The sequence below is a fragment of the Larkinella soli genome (assembly GCF_003703975.1).
Taxonomy (GTDB): Bacteria; Bacteroidota; Bacteroidia; order Cytophagales; family Spirosomataceae; genus Larkinella; species Larkinella soli.
This window is the reverse complement of the sequence record NZ_QTJY01000004.1, coordinates 416,638-434,309: the sequence shown is the minus strand read 5'-3', so window position 1 is coordinate 434,309 and position 17,672 is coordinate 416,638. Positions and strand designations below refer to the sequence as shown.

The following is a 17,672-nucleotide window of genomic DNA, read 5'->3' as shown; positions in this document are numbered from 1 at the left end:
GGTGGTCAGGTTTGGGGTAAAAATACGAAAGTTTCGCCCTGAACCGCCATTTCCCGCAGCCTTTGGGTAGGCCGGAAACGATCTCCGTGTGCATCGGCCAGCCGGTCGCAGGTCGCCACGAAGTTTTTCAGCCCGACAAAATCGATAAATGAAAGCGTTCCTCCAGTATAGGACGGAAAGCCCCAGGCCAGAATGGAGCCGAGGTCGGCATCGAGCTTCGTCCGGATGACGCCTTCTTCCTGACACCGCACCGTTTCCAGCGCCTGCCGGAACAAAAGCCGCTCCTTCACCTCCTCGATTGAAGGCTGCCGGGCCGCTGGAGGAAACCACTCCTTCAGGCCCGGCCAGAGGGATTTGGTCGCTCCTTCAGGGTATTCGTAAAAACCGGCTTTCCCTTTCTTACCCGGCCGGCCGAATTCGACGAACCGCTTGGACAGCTGATAGGCCGTGTCGTCTTCGGTCAGGCTGCCGTCGCGGATGCCCTGGGCGGAAATGTGATAGACCAGGTCCAGTGACACCTCGTCCGTGACGGCCAGCGGCCCGAGGGGCATTCCGGCCAGCCGCCCGGCGTTCTCGATCAGGACCGGATCGACGCCGTCCCGGAGCAGTTCCATGCCCTCGGAGGAATACGTGCTGAACACCCGCGGGGTGTAGAAGCCGCGCGAATCGTTGACCACGATGGGCGTCTTCCGAATTTTCCGGACAAAATCGATTGCCACGGCGAGGGTATATTCGGAGGTTTCGCGGCCGCAGATGATTTCAACCAGCTGCATCCTGTCGACCGGCGAGAAGAAGTGCAGGCCGATGAACCGGTCGGGGCGCGTCAGCCCCTGGGCCAGGCCGGTAATCGGCAGGGTGGAAGTGTTGGAGGCCAACACCCCGGCTTCCGTCAGCAGGGCTTCGGCCTCGCGGCTGACGGTGGCTTTCAGTTCGCGGTCTTCAAAAACGGCTTCAATAATCAGGTCGCAGCCGGCCAGATCGCTCATGCGATCGGTAGGCCGGATGCGGTCCAGCACGGCCTGGGCCTTGTCCGGCGTGGTCTGGCTGCGTTCGATACTCTTGTCGAGGACTTTCCGGGAATAGGCTTTTCCGCGTTCGGCGGCTTCCGGTGAAACGTCTTTCAATACGACATCAAGCCCGGCCGAAGCCGCCACACAGGCAATGCCCGAGCCCATCATCCCCGCTCCCAGAATACCGAGTTTCCTGACCTCCGTCGGAGGAATGGGTTTCGGTCTGGCGGCTCCTTTATTGGCCTCGTTCATTCCCAGAAAGGTCGTCTGAATGAGGTTTTTCGCCACTTTGGAGCGGGCTACCTTTACGAAATGCCGGGCTTCGATCTCCAGCCCCTGGTCCATCCCGACCTGCAACCCTTCGTACACGCAGTCGAGAATCGCGAGCGGAGCGGGGTAATTGCCGTGTGTTTTTTCCATAACCCGGGCCGTTGCCGCCGGAAACAGCCGCGCTCCGGCCGGACTCTGCACATCCCCGCCCGGAACCCTGAAATTTTCCCGACCGACGATGCGGCCGGTCTTCGGATCACGCTCGTCCCAGGGCTGGAGCGGGTTCGGATTTTCGGACAGCCAGCGCCGGGCCTTTTCCATCAGTTCCTCCCGGCTCCCGGCCAATTCGTCGACCATGCCCAGCCCGTGGGCCTCCTTCGGCGACACCCGACGGCCTTCCAGCAGGAGCGGCAAAGCCGCTTCGATGCCCAGCATCCGGGGCAGCCGCTGTGTGCCGCCGGCGCCGGGCAGCAGCCCCAGCGTCACCTCGGGCAGTCCGATGACGGCTTTCGGCTGGTCGAGCGCGATGCGGTGGTGGCAGGCCAGACAGATTTCGTAGCCCCCGCCCAGGGCCGTCCCGTTGATGGCGGCCACCGTCGGTTTGCCGGAGGTTTCGATGGCGCGAAAAACCCGGTTTAGCCCGGCCGAAATCTTCAGCATCTCCACCGGGTCGGTATCGTTGTTACGAAGAATCTGTTTCAGGTCCGCTCCGGCCACGAACTCGTTCCTGGCGGAAGTGATGAGGAGACCCTTCACCTCCGGGTCGTCCCAGGCCCGCCGGAGGGCAGCCTCGAATGCCGGAAGCGAGTCGTCGTTCAGAACGTTCATCGGAGCCGTGGTCATGTTCCAGATCAGAACCGCCACCCCGCCCTCAGCGTTGTAATCGATCATTGGAGAAGCTCTTTAGTGAATTCTTTCAAATATTGTGGCGACGCCCATACCGCCCCCGACGCAGAGGGTGGCCAGGCCCAGTGGTTTGCCGGAGCGTTCCAGTTCGTCGAGCAGGATGGCCGAGATGACGGCCCCGGTGGCTCCCAGCGGATGGCCCATGGCGATGCCTCCGCCGTTGACGTTCAGGCGGCCGTGGTCGATGCCCAGTTGTTCCATATAAAGCAGGGGAACTACCGCGAACGCTTCGTTGACTTCAAAGAGGTCGATGTCCCCGATTTGCAAACCGGCTTTTCCAAGCACTTTACGGGTCGCCGGCACGGGGCCGGTGAGCATTTCGGTCGGGTCGGAGCCGACGGCCGCAAACGCCCGGATGCGGGCGCGGGGTTTCAAACCCGCTTTCTCACCAAAAGCGCGGCTGCCGACCAGCAAACCGGCGGCCCCATCGACAATTTGGGAGGAATTTCCGGCGTGGTGAATGTGGTTGATCTGAGCTATTTCCGGAAATTTCAGCAGTGCCAGCGCATCCAGTCCTTTCCGGCCGAGGCCCTCGAAGGCCGGCTTCAGTTTCGACAGGCTTTCCACCGTCGAGTCGGGCCGGATGCCTTCGTCGCGGTCCAGCACCGGATGGCCGAGCCGATCCCTGACCGGCATAACGGAACCGGTGAACCGGCCCTCCTGCCAGGCCGTCCAGGCCCGCCGGTGAGATTCGGCGGCATAGATATCGGCATCTGTCCGGCTAAAACCGTAGCGCGTAGCCAGAAGGTCGGCGGAGATACCCTGGGGAACGATCCGGTGTCGGGCAACGATTTCCGGACTCGTCCAGAGCGCCCCGCCGTCGGCCCCCATCGGCACGCGCGACATCGACTCGATACCGCCGGCGATGACGGCATCGACCTGACCGGCCATGACGCAGGCGGCCGCCAGATTGACGGCTTCCAGCCCCGACGAGCAAAACCGGTTGAGCTGCACTCCAGCCACCGAGACGGGATAGCCGGCCTCCAGGACCGCCGTACGGGCAATATCGGCACCCTGCTCACCGATGGGAGTGACGCAGCCCATCATGACGTCGTCGATCAGGGTGGTATCGAGCCGGTTACGGTCGCGGAGTTCACGGAGAACGAGGGCCAGCAGCTGAACGGGCTGCACGGTATGGAGGGCGCCGTCGGCTTTGCCCCGGCCCCGGGGCGTCCGGACGGCGTCGTAAATGAATGCTTCAGCCATGGGGTAAACTTACCCTTAAGGCGCACAGACCGCAAGCGGTGGGAGAAAAAGTTGACGACGGGCCGCCGGTTTCAGTGATCGAGCGATGCGAAAACGGAGTTTTGGCTGATGTATTCGGGAATCAGCTGTTTGATGGTCTTCACCAGCCGGGTGGCGTCGCCTTCGATCAGCAGAAGCTGCAGGATATTCAGCGCTTCTTTCATGGATTCGGGTTCGGGGGCCACGACCTGGGCAATCATGATCTTGGGATGGTGGGTCGGCAGGGTCTGTTCGTTGTCGTTCAGAAGCTCTTCGTACAGCTTTTCGCCGGGCCGCAGGCCGGTATAGACAATCTGAATATCCTTCCCGGCGGTGTATCCGGAAAGGTAGATCATCTTCCGCGCCAGCTCGGCGATCCGGACGGGTTCTCCCATATCGAAGACGAAGACCTCCCCTCCCCGACCCATGGCACCGGCTTCCAGCACCAGCTGACAGGCTTCCGGAACGGTCATGAAATACCGGATGATGTCGGGATGCGTCACCGTGACGGGGCCTCCGGCCTGAATCTGTTTACGGAATACCGTCACGACGGACCCGTTGGACCCCAGGACATTCCCGAACCGGGTGACGATGAAGCGGCTTTGCCGAAGGGCTTTATCCGGCTGATTGAGGCTCTGGACATACATCTCGGCCAGCCGCTTGGTAGCTCCCATGACGTTGGTCGGGTTGACGGCCTTGTCGGTGGAGATCATCACGAACGTCCGGACGCCGTGCCGAACCGAGAGGTCGGCGACGATCCGGGTTCCGATTACGTTGACCCGAACGGCTTCGTAGGGATGCTGCTCCATCAAAGGAACGTGCTTATAGGCGGCTGCATGAAAAACGAAAGCCGGCCGGACTTCCCGGAAGATATGGCCCATCCGGTTCTCGTCGGCGACATCGGCAATTTTCAACACCAGCCGGGTGCGGGTCGGTGCAGGCGGATGTTCACGGTTCAGCTGAAATTCCAGATCGAAAAGGGCGGACTCGGCCTGATCCAGCAGGACGATCGTCTGCGGCCGGTGGCGGAGCACCTGCCTGACGAGTTCACTGCCGATCGAGCCGGCCGCTCCGGTTACGAGCACGACCTGTCCGCAAAGCTGCTCGCCGACCAGCCGGTTGTTCAGATCGATCGGGTCCCTTTCCAGCAGGTCTTCGATCCGGACGTCGCGGATCTGGGCCGAATTCAGTTTACCACCGATCCATTGTTCGATGGTCGGGATGGTTTTGACGTGAACCTGATGCTGAAGAAAGAATTCCGTGATTTCGTTTTTCTGCGGGAGGCCCACCCGGCCCATGGCCAGGATGACCTGCGGCCGAACGGGCTGATTGCGGATATAACGCGCATAGGCATCCTGTCTCGAAAGCACTTTCAGCCCCTGAATGACTTTCTGAATTTTGTAGGGATTATCGTCGATAAAGGCCAGAATAGTGTACCGGTTTACGGTATCCTGAGCGAGGGCTTTGCGGGTCAGCAGACCGGTCAGCCCGGCACCGTAGATCAGCACCCGCTGCCGGCTGCCTTCGTCCGTTGCGACCAGCGACCAGTAGAACGCCTTGACGATCAGACGGCTGAGCGCCAGCGCCACCAGACAGCAGAAATAATCGATGAGCAGAATGGATACCGGGACGTAAAAGCTGACCCAGCCGGTGCATTGCCAGAGCAGCCAGGAACTGAGGGAGATTCCTACGGCGCTGGTGGTTACGGCATAGACCAGCAACTGGACATCTTCGAGGCTGGTATGGCGAATGATGCCCTGGTGTGACCTGAACAACAGAAAGAACAGAAATCGGATCGCCACCGTGACGCTCAGGCAATACAGAAAATCATGCGGCACGATGGCTTCGGTTTCAAAGTTGAACCGCAGAAGATAGGCAGCACTGAAAGCGCCTGCGCTGATTATCACATCGGCGATCAGGACCAGGTAGCTGGCAACGAAGCGATTTGAATGCCCTTTAAAAAATCTTTCGATCATTGCTGTTCCGGTCCGTTCAAAGTCTTCTTTTTATTGATACGCCAAACAAATAAAATTTGAATAAATTTTTCTCCTCGGTTCTGCAAGTGTCCGGCTAAAGAAGCAGGTCTTTCAGCGCCGGAAGCAAATCGGGAAATTGATACCGAAAGGAAGTTTCTTCCCGTATCCGCTTGTTCAACACGTAGTTACCGCCCAGCACGGCACTGGCCAGTTCGCCAAACACCAGTCGGATGGCGAAGCCCGGCACCTTCGGCAGGATGAGCGGTTTGTGAAGCACGGTAGCTATTTGACGTGTCAACGCCTGATTAGTCACAGGTTCGGGGCCGACGGCGTTAAAAATTCCCTGCCAGCTTTCATCGGTAGCGGCCTGAAGGTAGATGCGGCACAGGTCGTCGATGTGAATCCAGGAGACATACTGCTGCCCCGTGCCGAGGGGCGCTCCGGCTCCCAGCCGAACCGGCTGCACCAGTTTCGGCAGGGCTCCTCCTTCCATCGTCAGCACGATGCCGGTCCGGAGTTTCACGGTTCGGATGCCCTGCTCCGCAATTTCGTCGGCGGCCCGTTCCCAGACCCTAACCACCTGGGCCAGAAAGTCGTTGCCGGCCGGACTGGTTTCCGTCAGCGGGCGGTCGCCGGTATCGCCCCCGTAAAAGCCGATGCCGGAGGAAGAAACAAATGATTTCACGTGATGGCGGTTGGAGCGCAGCGCGTCGGCCAGCAAAGACGCCGACCGGGTGCGGCTGTCCATGATTTCCTGCTTCCGCTCGTCGGTCCAGCGTTCGTCGGCAATACCGGCCCCGGCCAGATGGAGGATATAGTCGGCGGTCAGGATGGCCTGCGGGTCGATATGCCCCCGCTCAATGTTCCACTGATAGACCGTTACGTTGGGGATGGTTTTCTTCGAGCGACTGAGGATGGATACCTGATGACCCTGCTGGAGAAGAAGGCGGGTCAGCCGGCGGCCGATGGTACCGGAGCCGCCCGAAATCAGAAAGGTTGCTGCCATGACGGAGGGGTTCTTGTTCATGGCAAACCAGCGGTGGAACGAAAATGTTGCATCGCTCCACCGCCCGCCCGGACTTATTCTTTCTTTTTTGCCCGCATTTCAGGCAGCGTCTGGCCGGTGGCCGTATCGCCCGGTGCCGCTACCGGACCGTCGAGGTCGTTGGTGGTCGTATCGCCCTGGATACCCATCACGCTCGTATCGCTTCCGGCCTCCGCCGAGGCACCGCCGGATTCCTGACTGCCTTCCTGTTTGCCGCCACAGCTCATGCACACTACCGACAGTGAAAAACAAAAGGCGGTCAGCAGGGTCCGGCCCTGTTTACTAAGGTCCATTTTCATAATTTTTAACGTTGAGTGATATGGTTAGTAACCGAAGCCGGCTGGAGTTGTTCGGAGAAAATAATCCAAACACCCCGCCGGCTTCGGCTCCCCCAGTGCGGCAACCGCTTCTTACGGTCTGAGAACTTTGAGCGTAACGGCCTGACTTCCGGCTTCAACCCGCAGCAGATAAAGCCCGGCGGCCTGCCCTCCCAGAGATACCGACTGCCGGTGGCTCGGCTCGGCTACCTCCACCGTCCGGCCGGAGAGCAGCTTGCCGCCGGCGGTCATCAGCTGGAACTGTACGGCCCTCCCCTGAGCGCCCTGTACTTCCACGATCACCTCGTCCCGGAGCGCCGGGTTACCCAGCAAAAACGCCCGGAGTTGTGAACCGGCCTCTTCGGCATCGGCCGACAGGCGGGCTGCCGGCGCGCACTTCAGGGCTTTCGGCGATCCTTTGAGCGTGTAGTTGCTGTTCAGCACTTTCACGCTGATCTGGTGCGTAAGATTATCCTTGAGGGCAGCCGGTGTCGTAAAGATGTAGCCGTGAATCCCGTTGCCTTTCCCGGCCGTTTTCAGATCCTGGCGGAAGATATTGGCCGAAATTGTTCCGACCGAAACACCGTCGGAGAGAATCTCCACGGTCAGGGCCGTATTGGGCTGCTTGCTGTCCCAGACCCAGCCCCGAATGGACGTACACTCCGCCTTGTCGAGGTACCCCTCGAAGTTCCCCGTTACCACCGTTCCCGAACCGACCGTGAGCGAGACGGTGGTGTTCGTGGATGCCTGCCCGTCATTGGCTGTATAAGTCAGGCTGAAGGGCCCTGTCACGGTGGGCGTGCCGCTCAGCACCCGCGTGGTGGCGTTAAAGGTCAGCCCGGCCGGCGGGGTGCTTAGGGCATAGGTCAGCGCATCCCCGTTGGGATCGGTAAAGGCCGCCAGCGTCGTGGAGAACGGCGTGTTGACGGTAGCGGTCAGCGGTGCGATCGTAGGCGCTGAGGGCGGCTGGTTGGCCGGTGGGACTTCCGGGTTGACCGTCAGCGAGACGGTGGTGTTCGTGGACGCCTGCCCGTCATTGGCTGTATAAGTCAAACTGAAGGGCCCTGTCACGGTGGGCGTGCCGCTCAGTACGCGGGAGGTCGCGTTGAAGGTCAGCCCCGCAGGGGGAGTACTCAGCGTGTAGGTCAGCGCATCGCCGTTCGGGTCGGTGAACGCGGGCAGCGTGGTCGAGTAGGCGGTATTGACGGTAGCGGTCAGCTCCGGAATGGTAGGAGCCGTCGGCGGCTGGTTGGCCGGTGGGACTTCCGGGTTGACCGTCAGCGAGACGGTGGTGTTCGTGGACGCCTGCCCGTCATTGGCCGTGTAGGTCAGACTGAAGGTGCCCGTTGCCGTCGGCGTGCCGCTCAGCACCCGCGTGGTCGCGTTGAAGCCGACCCCCGAAGGTAAAGTACCGGTCAGACTATACGTTAGCGGATTGTTGTCGGGATCGGTAAAGGCTGCCAGCGTTGTCGAGTAAGGCTGGTTGACCGTCCCCGTGGGTACCGACACGGTGGGTGCCACCGGCGGCTGATTGGAGGGGGGAGGGGTACTCCCGGCGCAGGTGATCGACTTCGGCGAGTTCTTCAGGATGTAACTGCTGCCCTGAACCCGAACCGAGATATTGTGCGGTTTATTATCCTTGAATTTATCCGGCAGCGCCAGGCTATAGCCGTGAATCCCGTTGCCTTTCCCGGCCGTTTTCAGATCCTGGCGGTAAATGTCGGCAATGGCCATCGCGGCCACGTTCTGCCCGTCCAGAATTTCGACCACCACAAAAGCTTTGGGTCGTTTACTGTCCCAGGCCCAGCCGGAGATGACGCTGCAACTGGCGGTATTCAGATAGCCTTCATACGCCGTAACCGGGTTGACCTTCACGGTAACGGCATTGGACGGGATGCTTTCGCACCCCACCGCCTGACGGCACCGGGCGGTATACGTCGTTGTAGTCGCCGGGCTGACGGTCAGTGGCGAGCCGGTCTGATTCGTACTCCACAAAACCGTACCGGCGCATCCGGTAGCCGACAGTACGGTACTCTGTCCGGCATTGATGGTCAGGAGGCTGGCGCTGACGGTGGGCGCGGCCGGGGGGGTCGGGCAGCCGCCGATCAGCACTTCGCTGCTGTATTTAAAGAGGTCGTAGATGTTGATCATCTTCAGCCGGTAGTAGGCAATGGCCGAGGCATCGGTGTGAGCGAAGCTGTAGCTGCGCGGAGACGTGCTGTTTCCGGTGGCCGCCACTTCCCCTGCCTTGCTGAAATTCAGCCCGTCCGTACTGAACTCGACCTCGAACCGTTTGGCATTCTTTTCGGAACTGGTTGTCCAGCTCAGCAGTTTATCACCGCCCGAAATTTCGCCTTTAAACTCCTGGAGCGTGATCTGAACGCCCTGCGGGTCCTGGTCGGGGAACTCGCCGAAATACTGATCGAGGAACGCCATCCGGCTGTCGATCCAGCTGATGATGGCGCTCTGCTCGTCGAGCCGCAGGGTGCCGGGCCAGCGGAGCTGTTCCCGCTTATAGGCACCGTCGTTGTTCAGAACCGTGATGTTGTCGGTCAGGTTCTTCTTGAAGGCGGCATTCTGAAGTTCGCCCTGCCGCAGGGCGAACCACCGCTTTTTCATCCGGCTTTTAAAGCCGACCGGATTCTGGGTCATCAGGCGGTAATACAGGCCGTTGGTCCGGATGTATTCGGCAATGTTGTCCATCTTTCCGTTGACGTTCCCGAAGGTGACGTCAAAATCCCAGGGCATGAGCATGTAGGGTTCGTTCTCCTTATACCGGCCGATAAACTGGTTGTTGCCCATATTGTCCTCGGTGGCGCCGATGGCATTCAGGAACAGGAAGTTATCGATTACCCCATCCAGGTACAGCCGGTCGGCGATCTGGGCTTTGAAATCGTCGTCGGTGGATTTCACGAACAGCTGGATCAGGCCGGACAGGCTGTTCCAGAACGGGTCTTTCGGGTAGTCGATCTCGTAACCGGCCCAGGTCGGCGACGAATTGTCAAACGGGGGCAGCTCGTTTCCGTTGAAAACACTCAGGAAAGCCGTGGCATCCGTCCGGCTGTCGGCTTTGTACAACTCACCCCGGATGCCGCCGTCGTCCCGGGTTTTCTTCAGTTTGAGCTGCTTCCGGTCCAGGTCTTCGGTGATGGCATACACGCCGTTGTAGCTGTTGTTGATGAAGACGTCGCAGTAGCGCATCCGGATCCCGGACTGGGCGTCGGGTTCCTGCGCCAGGTAGTAAAGTTTGTGCATCTTCCGCCAGATGGCCCAGGAAGCCATGTTGTTGACCCGAAGCGGCTCGTTATAGAGAGCCAGAAAAAGCCATTTACTGTCGGAGCGCATCCCCAGCAGCGACGTTTCCAGTTCCGTGGCCCCGCTGGGGTCGGTCCAGAGCTGCATATTGTACGACTTCTTCGGGTACAGCCGGGAGGTGTTGCCCCGGACCCGGACGCCCATGCTGGAGGTGAACAGGCTTCCCGCCGGGTCGGATAAACTGACGCTGCCCCCCGTACGGTCGTCGGTTTCACTGATGGCGGCCCCGCCGGTAGTGATATGAACGATCGGGAAACCCGTGAAATACAGCAGGTAATTCGTGCCGTTCAGACTGAGTTTATACTCCCTGCCCACTTCGAAGGCCGAAATGGATTCCGTGAAGGTGTACACCTCATCGAACTGGATGGTAACCGGCCCGGCGCCGGACGGGAAAGCGGGTACTTTATTACAGACGATCAGCTTCAGGGTTTTATCCACCTGAAACGTTCCGGCATCGGCCGTTACGGACTGCGCCCGGACGGTAACCGACAAAAAGAAAAGGAGCAGCCCGATCAGCAAACCGGGAGCGGAGTTACGGAAACATAAGACAGAGTTCATAAGGGTAAATTTTTCTTCATGTACGGGACGGATGGTTGAAGTGCGAAAAGACCCGGCCCGGTATCGGGGGCCGGTAAGCGGTGGCCGGAAACAAGCCAGGAAGTAGGAGCGCCAAAAAATTACTTAAGTATATGTTCTTATTATTTTATTGGTTAAATGAAGTTGATTTTATTATTACAGACATTATTTGATTAACTTCTATGTAATTTAAAAATATAAACGCAAAAAAAATTAACACATTTATTAGACACTACGAAATCGCCGATTTGTTATTATTCGGTTAATTTCCGGGGCCACTGCCTCGTCGGTCAGGTATTTTCGGAACCGCCTTGCTCCTGCGGCCGTTTTTTCGTAACTTGGCTCGTTATGAATTTCAAGCTGACTTCAGAATTTAAACCCACCGGCGACCAGCCTCAGGCCATCTCGAAACTGGTCAACGGCCTCAGGGAAGGCGAGCCGGCGCAGGTCCTGCTCGGGGTTACCGGAAGCGGGAAAACCTTTACGGTCGCCAACGTCATTGCCGAACTCAACCGCCCGACCCTCGTTCTGAGCCACAACAAAACGCTGGCGGCTCAGCTCTACGGAGAATTCAAGCAGTTCTTCCCGGAAAATTCGGTCGAGTACTTCATCTCCTACTACGACTACTACCAGCCGGAAGCCTACATCGCCACGACCAACACCTACATTGAAAAAGACCTTGCCATCAACGAGGAGATCGACAAGCTGCGGCTGTCGGCGGTGTCGGCCCTGATGAGCGGCCGGCGGGATGTGGTGGTGGTGGCGTCGGTGTCGTGCATCTACGGCGCCGGTAACCCGGTAGAATACCAGAAAAGCATCGTGCGGATCGGCGTGGGCGAGGTCATCAGCCGCAACCAGTTTCTTTACAGGCTGGTGGAGATTCTTTATAACCGGACGGAAGTCGAGTTCACGCGGGGGTCGTTCCGGGTCAAGGGCGATACCGTGGACATCTTCCCGGGCTACGCCGACTTTGCCTACCGGATCATCTTCTTCGGCGACGAAATCGAAGCCATCCAGCGCATCGACCCGGCCTCGGGTAAAAAGCTTTCCGACGAGCGGCTCATCGCCATCTTCCCGGCCAACCTGTTCGTGACGGGCCGCGATACGCTGAACATGGCCATCGGCGAGATTCAGGCCGATATGGTGGCCCAGGTTCGCTATTTTGAGTCGGAATTCCGGCACCAGGAGGCCGAGCGAATCAAGGAACGCACCGAGTTCGACATAGAAATGATGCGCGAACTGGGCTACTGTTCCGGGATCGAAAACTACTCCCGGTATTTCGACCGCCGGCAGCCGGGGCAGCGTCCGTTCTGCCTGCTCGACTACTTTCCGGATGATTTCCTGATGGTGGTCGACGAAAGCCACGTGACCATGCCGCAGATCCGGGCCATGTGGGGCGGTGACCGCTCCCGCAAGGAGTCGCTGGTCGATTACGGGTTCCGGCTGCCTTCCGCCCTCGACAACCGTCCGCTGACCTTTCAGGAATTTGAGGAAATGGCGCCCCAGATCGTCTTCGTCAGCGCCACCCCGTCCGACTACGAACTCCGCAAAAGCGAGGGGGTGGTGGTCGAACAGCTCATCCGCCCGACGGGCCTGCTCGACCCCGAAATCGAGGTGCGGCCCAGTCTCAACCAGATCGACGACCTGCTCGAAGAGATCGACGACCGCATCAAAAGCGGGGAGCGGGTGCTGGTGACGACCCTGACGAAACGGATGGCGGAAGAACTGAGCAAATACCTGGAGCGCGTGGGCGTCAAGGGCCGGTATATCCACTCGGAAGTCAAGGCCCTCGACCGGGTCGAGATTCTGCGGGAACTGCGGCTGGGCGTGTTCGACGTGCTGGTGGGCGTCAACCTGCTGCGCGAGGGCCTCGACCTGCCCGAAGTGTCGCTGGTGGCGATTATGGATGCCGATAAGGAAGGTTTCCTGCGTGACATCCGCTCGCTGATCCAGACCATCGGCCGGGCGGCCCGGAACGCCAACGGAAAGGTGCTGATGTATGCCGACACCATTACCGGCTCGATGCGGAAAGCCATCGACGAGACGAACCGGCGTCGGGAAATCCAGATGGCCTACAACCTGGAACACGGCATTACGCCGACCACCGTGCTGAAATCCCGCGAGGCCATTCTGGAACAGACCAAAGTGGCGGATTCGCGGCCGGCCAACCGCGGCTACTACATCGAGCCGGAAGAAATCAAAATTGCGGCCGACCCGGTAGTGCGGTACATGGGCAAGAGCGATCTCGAAAAAATTATTGGCGAAACACAGTCGAAAATGGAGAAAGCCGCCCGGGAACTCGACTTCCTAGAAGCCGCCCGTCTGCGCGACGAACTGTTTCAGTTACGAGAACGGCTGAAGGTGGAGCAGTAGCCTGAACAAATTTTGATAACTTGCCGGCCGGCAGCACCAAATCATCTGTTCATGAAAAAAGTACTCTGGATCATCGGTATTATTCTGGTAGCGGTCGTGGCCATCTTTATCGGCTTTCGATCGTATACCAAATCGTTCAGCCCGTCGGCCACGGCGGAAATCGACCAGAACGGCCTTAGCGTCAAGGTCGATTACAGCCAGCCCTCGAAAAAGGGCCGGAAGGTTTTCGGCAGTCTGGTTCCCTACGGCGAAGTCTGGCGGACGGGTGCCAACGAAGCGACCATCATCGATTTCGACCAGAACGTGGTCGTGGCCGGCCAGCCGCTGGATGAGGGAGAATATTCCCTCTGGACCATCCCGTCGGAAGGCAACTGGATCGTAATCTTCAACCGGGAAACCGGTCAGTGGGGTACGCAGTACGACCAGACCAAGGACGTCCTGCGGGTGCCGGTCATGGCCCGGGCCAGGAAACCGGCCCAGGAGCAGTTCTTCATCAGCTTTGCTCCCCAGACGGGCGGAACGGATATGCTGCTAACCTGGGATGAAACGGAGGTAGTCGTCCCGATCCGGAAACGCTGATACAATACAAAACCGCTCCCTGAACCAGGGAGCGGTTTTTCTTTATCCTCTTACTGGCCCACGATATCGCCCTTCAGACCTGCCAGGGCCGTCAGCAGTTCCGTTTTCTCCGCCGTGGGCACCTTGAATTTATCGAGTGATTTCGTCAGGTCGGCCACCAGCGAGTTGAACTCGGTGTCGGTGATCTTCATTCCCTTGTGGGCTTCCTTCATGGATTTGCCCTTATACATTTCCGGGCCGCCGGTAGCCTGCCCGATCTGGTCGATCAGGTTATTGCGCAGGCTCGTCACGCGGGCGGTATTTCCCTTGGCCACATCTTCGAGCAGCGGCTGAAAGGTCCGCTTCATGTTGGGATCGGCGGCTACGTTGGTGATGAAATCATCGACCACGGCCGAAATCGCGGTTTTTCCGCCCAAGCGCTCGTACAGGGTCTTGGGCGCAGCGGCCATATCGTCGTCGTCATCCTTGCAGGCGGTAAAACTCAGCGAGAAAGCCAGTAACGCCAAAACGGCAAACACATTCCTTTTCATGATGAAAAACAGGATTTAATTGAACGATTGGTTGAAATAAAAAGGCTTATCGGAACGAAAGGGCGTATTTGAACCGCTCCAGCCGAAGGAGATATTCGGCCGGCACCGGGCACTGCGGCCCCGACGGTTCGACCGATTCGAACGAGGGAGTTTCAACCCGCCCGAAACGCATCACCTGCTGCTTTAGTTGGGCTTCACTGATTTTATCTTCGTGGTAGGTGACCGCAATCAGGCGGCTTTCCGGGTTGGCCGCGCAGGCCGTCACGCCCGGCAGCTTCGCCATCTGCTCGCGGACGCGGGCGGCTGCGGTTTCGGTCTTCAGATCATCGACCTGAAACAGCGTCATGCGGATCGGCTCGATTTTGGCGTGAAGCGGTTTCGGCTCCCAGTTGGCCCAGATCAGGAGCGCCAGAAAACCGAGGAACAGTGCGGAGCCGGTTACTTTCAGGAGAATTGTCCATGTTTTCATAGGATGGGCTGAATCAGTCTACGCAAAAACATACGGACCATCCCACCCGGTCAGATTCTTTTCAAGCGAAGGTTTTTTTCACTAACATTACCCAACTGCACGGAATCAAGAGGATAAGATGCTTTCATACCCATGAAAAACCGGCTCATTCTGATGAGCTGGCTGCTCATCGTGCCGGTTTTTCTGCCGGCTTTTTCCCGGCCGGGACCACAGCCGGCCCGACCGGCGTCCACCCGGCCGCTGAGTCCGCGAATTGCCAGCTACCGGATTCAGGTCCGGCTCGACCCTGACACCCGCCGGCTGACGGGCCGACAGACGCTGGTCTGGAAAAATCCTTCCGGCGATCTCATCCGCGAGTTGCAGTTTCACCTCTACCTGAACGCTTTCCGCAACGAGGAATCGACCTTCATGCGGGAATCGGGCGGGCAGCTGCGGGGGGAATACATCGACCGCGACGACCGCGATGCTTTCGGCTCGATCGACCTGCTGTCCATGACCACCCGCGACCCGGCCTCGGGCCGAACCGAGAACCTGACCGGCCGCATCGAGTTTATCCAGCCCGACGACGCCAACCCGGCCGACCGCACCGTTATCCGGGTGCCGCTGAGCCGGCCCGTCGGTCCGGGCGAAAGCATCACACTCGATATGGCCTTTCGGGCCAAACTGCCCCGGATCTTTGCCCGCACCGGTTTCAGCCGGGATTTCTATCTGGTCGGCCAGTGGTTCCCGAAGATCGGGGTTTACGAATCCGCCGGAACCCGCTATGCTACCCAGGGCCGGTGGAACTGCCACCAGTTTCACGCCCACTCCGAGTTTTACGCCGACTTCGGGGTCTATGAAGTCGACATCACCACTCCGAAAGCCTACTGGGTAGAAGCGACCGGCGTCATGCAGGGCGAAACGATGAACCGCGACGGCACGAAGACGCTGCACTATCGGGCGGAAGACGTGATCGACTTTGCCTGGACGGCCTCCCCTCACTTTCAGGAGTTTACCGACCGCTGGCGGCACGTGACCGTTCGCGCCCTGATGCAGCCCGAACACGCGGCCCAGGCCCGGCGCCACCTCGATGCGGCCAAAGCGGCTCTGGCTTATCTGGACAAATACGTCGGCCGGTACCCGTACCCGGTTCTGACAGTGGTCGATCCGTCGATTCATGCCATGGGAGCGGCCGGGATGGAATATCCGACCTTCATCACTGCCGGGACGAGCTGGGGCATGCCGGCCGGCATCCGGCTTCCCGAGCAGGTGACCATCCACGAGTTCGCGCACCAGTATTTCATGCAGATGCTGGCCACGAACGAGTTTGAGGAAGCCTGGATGGACGAAGGGTTCACGCAGTATTACGAGGGCCGCATCATGGACGATACCTACGGCCGCAACACGTCCGTAGCCGACTGGCTGGGCCTCCGGGTCGGCGACACCGAGCTTTCCCGCAGCTTCTACGCCCACCTCGACCATCCGGCCGTCGCCCCCACCTTCGGCAACGTCTGGCAGCTTCCCGACGCCTATTACGGCGAACTGATCTATTTCAAACCCGCCACCTGGCTCCGGACACTGGAGGGAATGCTTGGCCGGCCCGTGTTCGACGAAGTCATGCGCACGTATTTCGAGCGCTGGAAGTTCAAACATCCCAATGCGGTGAACTTCATCGCCGTGGTCAACGAGGTGGTTGGCCGGCGGCCCGGAAACCGCTTCGGGCCGAACCTGAACTGGTTTTTCGATCAGTTCCTCTACGGCGATGCGGTCTGTGATTATGAACTGCATTCGGTGGCCAATCAGCGGCAGGGTACCGGCTACCGCTCGACGATCACGGTGTACCGGCGCGGGGACGCCGTCGTGCCGGTGGAGGTGCTGGTCAGCGACGAGGACGGCCGCGAGACGCTGCTGCACTGGGACGGCAAGGCCCGCAGCCGGACGTTCACACTCAGCCGCCCCGCCCGCATCCGCTCGGCCCGGGTAGACCCGCAGCGGAAGATCTACCTGGACGTGAACCTGAATAACAACAGCTACGCGGTCAGTCCGCCCACCGCTCCGGCGGCTAAATACGCGGCCCGGCTGATGTTCTGGGCGCAGAACTGGATGCAGTGGCTTTCCGCCTTAGTCTGAACCTACGATGATGCTGCTCACCGCCTTCCGCCTGACCCGCCGATCCTGGCCGATGATCCTCCGGCTGTACGGGGTCAATTTCCTGCTGGGCCTGATGGTGCTTTTTCCGGCCTATGCCACCCTGAAAAGCGCGGCCGGGCATTCACTCGAATTTGAGAAACTGCGGAACGGTTTCGATTTCACGGTTTTTACGGATTTCATGCATACCCAATCCCAGGCCGTCGGCCCCCTGCTTTCGACCGGGCGGTGGCTGGGTTTGATTTATCTGCTGGCCGGTCTGTTCTTCTCGGGCGGTATTTTCCTCCAGCTCACCAACGCCGGCGGCCCCCGACCCGCCCTTCCGTTCCGGCTGGATTCGTTTCTGGCTGCCTGCGTCGGGTATGTGGGCCGGTTTTCACGGCTGTTTCTGATTGTGTTAACTTTTCTGCTGATCTGGGGTCTGATCTGCCTTGTCATTGGGGTTGCCGTCGGAATGGGCTTCGCCGATACCCTCGACGAGCGGGCGCTGTTTTTCGTTTTTCTGGGCTGTTTTCTGCTCTTTGCCTTTCCGCTGACGCTGGTCCTCTGCGCCGGAGACTACGCCAAAGCCCTCCTTTTCCAGACCGACGGCAACCGGGCCTTGGCGGCTTTCGGGCAGTCGCTGCGATTTGTGCTGAACAACTTCGGGACGGCATACGGGCTGTATCTGGTCTTGCTGCTGATCGGTACGCTCTGCTTCGCGCTGTACTTCCTGGCCGAATCGGCGGTGGTTACCAACGGATGGATCGGCATCGGATTGCTCTTTCTGTTCCAGCAGGCACTGATTCTGGCCCGGATCTTTCTGAGAGTCTGGATGCTGGCTTCGTCGGCAGTGGTTTTGTCGGAACGGGATAAACTGCGGCTTCGGCTGATAAGAGACAGGCATTCGCTTGGCTGAATGTCGCCAAATCGATAACTTGCCGACGATTATTTCCTGAAAGTAATTTTTAACCGA

Annotated in this window: 12 protein-coding genes; 4 read left to right on the top strand and 8 right to left on the bottom strand. The window is 59.4% G+C overall.

From position 1 onward, the window contains the following. Nucleotides 1-5: 5 nt before the first annotated feature. The 6 genes from DX909_RS13635 to DX909_RS13610 all read right to left on the bottom strand — a co-directional run bounded on the left by DX909_RS13635 (nucleotide 6) and on the right by DX909_RS13610 (nucleotide 10,621). Nucleotides 6-2,171 carry a 3-hydroxyacyl-CoA dehydrogenase NAD-binding domain-containing protein gene (locus tag DX909_RS13635; RefSeq protein ID WP_128545726.1) on the bottom strand — a complete coding sequence of 722 codons (2,166 nt, stop codon included), beginning with the start codon at nucleotides 2,169-2,171 and terminating at the stop codon, nucleotides 6-8. 12 nt (nucleotides 2,172-2,183) lie between these two features. Continuing rightward, the gene (locus DX909_RS13630; RefSeq protein ID WP_128545725.1) at nucleotides 2,184-3,392 is read right to left on the bottom strand and encodes an acetyl-CoA C-acetyltransferase; all 1,209 of its coding nucleotides are present in this window, start codon (nucleotides 3,390-3,392) and stop codon (nucleotides 2,184-2,186) included. A 71-nt stretch (nucleotides 3,393-3,463) separates the two neighbouring features. Beyond that, nucleotides 3,464-5,386, bottom strand: coding sequence for a polysaccharide biosynthesis protein (locus DX909_RS13625; protein ID WP_128545724.1), 1,923 nt, complete (start codon nucleotides 5,384-5,386; stop codon nucleotides 3,464-3,466). A gap of 94 nt (nucleotides 5,387-5,480) precedes the next feature. After that, the gene (locus DX909_RS13620; protein WP_128545723.1) at nucleotides 5,481-6,392 is read right to left on the bottom strand and encodes a TIGR01777 family oxidoreductase; all 912 of its coding nucleotides are present in this window, start codon (nucleotides 6,390-6,392) and stop codon (nucleotides 5,481-5,483) included. 74 nt (nucleotides 6,393-6,466) lie between these two features. Beyond that, nucleotides 6,467-6,730, bottom strand: a complete 264-nt coding sequence (locus tag DX909_RS13615; RefSeq protein WP_128545722.1) for a hypothetical protein — start codon at nucleotides 6,728-6,730, stop codon at nucleotides 6,467-6,469. 111 nt (nucleotides 6,731-6,841) lie between these two features. Beyond that, on the bottom strand, nucleotides 6,842-10,621 hold the full coding sequence (locus tag DX909_RS13610) for a CotH kinase family protein (RefSeq protein WP_128545721.1): 3,780 nt from the start codon (nucleotides 10,619-10,621) through the stop codon (nucleotides 6,842-6,844). Between the two features lie 366 nt (nucleotides 10,622-10,987). Here DX909_RS13610 and uvrB point away from each other — a divergent pair, with 366 nt between their 5' ends. Next, the gene (uvrB, locus tag DX909_RS13605) at nucleotides 10,988-13,012 is read left to right on the top strand and encodes an excinuclease ABC subunit UvrB (protein WP_128545720.1); all 2,025 of its coding nucleotides are present in this window, start codon (nucleotides 10,988-10,990) and stop codon (nucleotides 13,010-13,012) included. 51 nt (nucleotides 13,013-13,063) lie between these two features. After that, entirely contained in the window at nucleotides 13,064-13,591 is a 528-nt protein-coding gene (locus DX909_RS13600; protein WP_128545719.1) for a DUF2911 domain-containing protein, read from the top strand. 50 nt (nucleotides 13,592-13,641) lie between these two features. Here DX909_RS13600 and DX909_RS13595 read toward each other — a convergent pair whose 3' ends face one another. Both DX909_RS13595 and DX909_RS13590 read right to left on the bottom strand, forming a co-directional pair. Then, complete coding sequence (locus DX909_RS13595; RefSeq protein ID WP_128545718.1) at nucleotides 13,642-14,121, bottom strand: group I truncated hemoglobin; 480 nt, start codon at nucleotides 14,119-14,121, stop codon at nucleotides 13,642-13,644. Between the two features lie 46 nt (nucleotides 14,122-14,167). Beyond that, nucleotides 14,168-14,590 (bottom strand): heavy-metal-associated domain-containing protein, encoded by a 423-nt coding sequence (locus tag DX909_RS13590; RefSeq protein WP_128545717.1) that lies wholly within the window; start codon nucleotides 14,588-14,590, stop codon nucleotides 14,168-14,170. Between the two features lie 132 nt (nucleotides 14,591-14,722). Between DX909_RS13590 and DX909_RS13585 the strand changes: the two genes are divergently transcribed. Both DX909_RS13585 and DX909_RS13580 read left to right on the top strand, forming a co-directional pair. Next, nucleotides 14,723-16,699 carry a M1 family metallopeptidase gene (locus DX909_RS13585; RefSeq protein WP_128545716.1) on the top strand — a complete coding sequence of 659 codons (1,977 nt, stop codon included), beginning with the start codon at nucleotides 14,723-14,725 and terminating at the stop codon, nucleotides 16,697-16,699. Between the two features lie 7 nt (nucleotides 16,700-16,706). Beyond that, nucleotides 16,707-17,615 (top strand): hypothetical protein, encoded by a 909-nt coding sequence (locus DX909_RS13580; protein WP_128545715.1) that lies wholly within the window; start codon nucleotides 16,707-16,709, stop codon nucleotides 17,613-17,615. Nucleotides 17,616-17,672 lie beyond the last annotated feature (57 nt).